Genomic DNA, 1,126 nt, shown 5'->3' with positions numbered 1-1,126 from the left:
CCCCCGGGCGGCCGGGTCGGTGCTCACGCGGGCCAGTCCGCCCCGGGGCCGTGGCGGTCCGGGACGAAGGGGGCGTCCACGGGGCGCAGGCGCCGCCACCCCTGGGCGCGGTGGGCGCACAGAGCGAGGATCGCCACGACCGTGGAGGGGTTGTGCACGCGCCCATCCAGGACGGCGTCGGTCACCTCGTCGACGCCGACCCACACGAGCGGCATGGCGGCCTCCTCGTCCTGCCGGGTGTGCCGCTCGCCGTCGGGGATCTCTTCGATCTGACGGGCCAGGAACACGCGGATCGCCTCGCTGGAGCCGCCCGGGGTCGTGTAGTAGTCGACGAGGGTGTGCCACTCGCGGGCGCGCAGGTCGGCCTCCTCGGCCAGCTCACGGACGGCGACCTGGTGGAGGTCCTCCCCGTCCACGTCCCGCAGGCCCGCCGGGATCTCCCACAGCTCCATGCCCACGGGGTGGCGGTACTGGCGGACGAGGGCCACCTGCTCGCGGGGGCCGGTGGTGGTGAGCTTGGTGCGGACCGCGAGGATCGCCACCGCGCCCGGGTGCACCATCAGCTCCCGGGTCAGGGGATCCTGGGACTTGTCCGCCGGATCCAGGCGGAACGACTCCCGGGCGATGTCCCACACTCGGCCTTCGTAGACGGTCTTCGACTTCTTCACCGGGCGGGGGACGTGCAGGTCGCGCAGGGGCGAGCGTCCCGCGGACGCGGGGATCTCAGGCATGGGGCGATCCTTTCATGTCGGGGCGGCGTCCGCGGACCGGGTCAGCCGCGTTCGCGGGCGGAGGACTCGAGCAGCTCCCGGGCGTGCTCGCGGGCCGCCGCGGAGTCCCCGTGCCCGGCGAGCATGCGGGCGAGCTCCTCGACCCGTTCGTCGGCCGTCAGCGTCACGACGTCGGAGGTGGTCACACCCGCGGCCGGGTCCGAGTTCTTCTCCACCCGCACGTGCCGGTCCGCGTAGGCGGCGACCTGGGGCAGGTGCGTCACGGCGATGACCTGCACGTGGCGGGCGAGCCGGGCCAGGCGGGCCCCGATCCGCACGGCGGCCTCACCGCCCACGCCGGCGTCGACCTCGTCGAACACGAAGGTGGGCACCGGGTCCGTGGCGGCCAGGACCAC

1 protein-coding gene and 1 pseudogene are annotated in these 1,126 nt (G+C 74.7%); both read right to left on the bottom strand.

Annotation, left to right across the window (positions count from 1 at the left end; translation table 11 throughout):
- Window positions 1-23: 23 nt before the first annotated feature.
- Entirely contained in the window at window positions 24-731 is a 708-nt protein-coding gene (locus HMPREF3105_RS12375; protein ID WP_044659884.1) for an NUDIX domain-containing protein, read from the bottom strand.
- Window positions 732-772: 41 nt separating this feature from the next.
- Window positions 773-1,126: pseudogene (locus HMPREF3105_RS12370) on the bottom strand (DNA repair protein RecN); the annotation flags it as partial.

This window comes from Micrococcus sp. HMSC31B01, assembly GCF_001816085.1.
In the GTDB taxonomy this organism is placed as follows: domain Bacteria; phylum Actinomycetota; class Actinomycetes; order Actinomycetales; family Micrococcaceae; genus Micrococcus; species Micrococcus luteus.
This window is presented reverse-complemented; position numbering and strand designations above follow the sequence as displayed.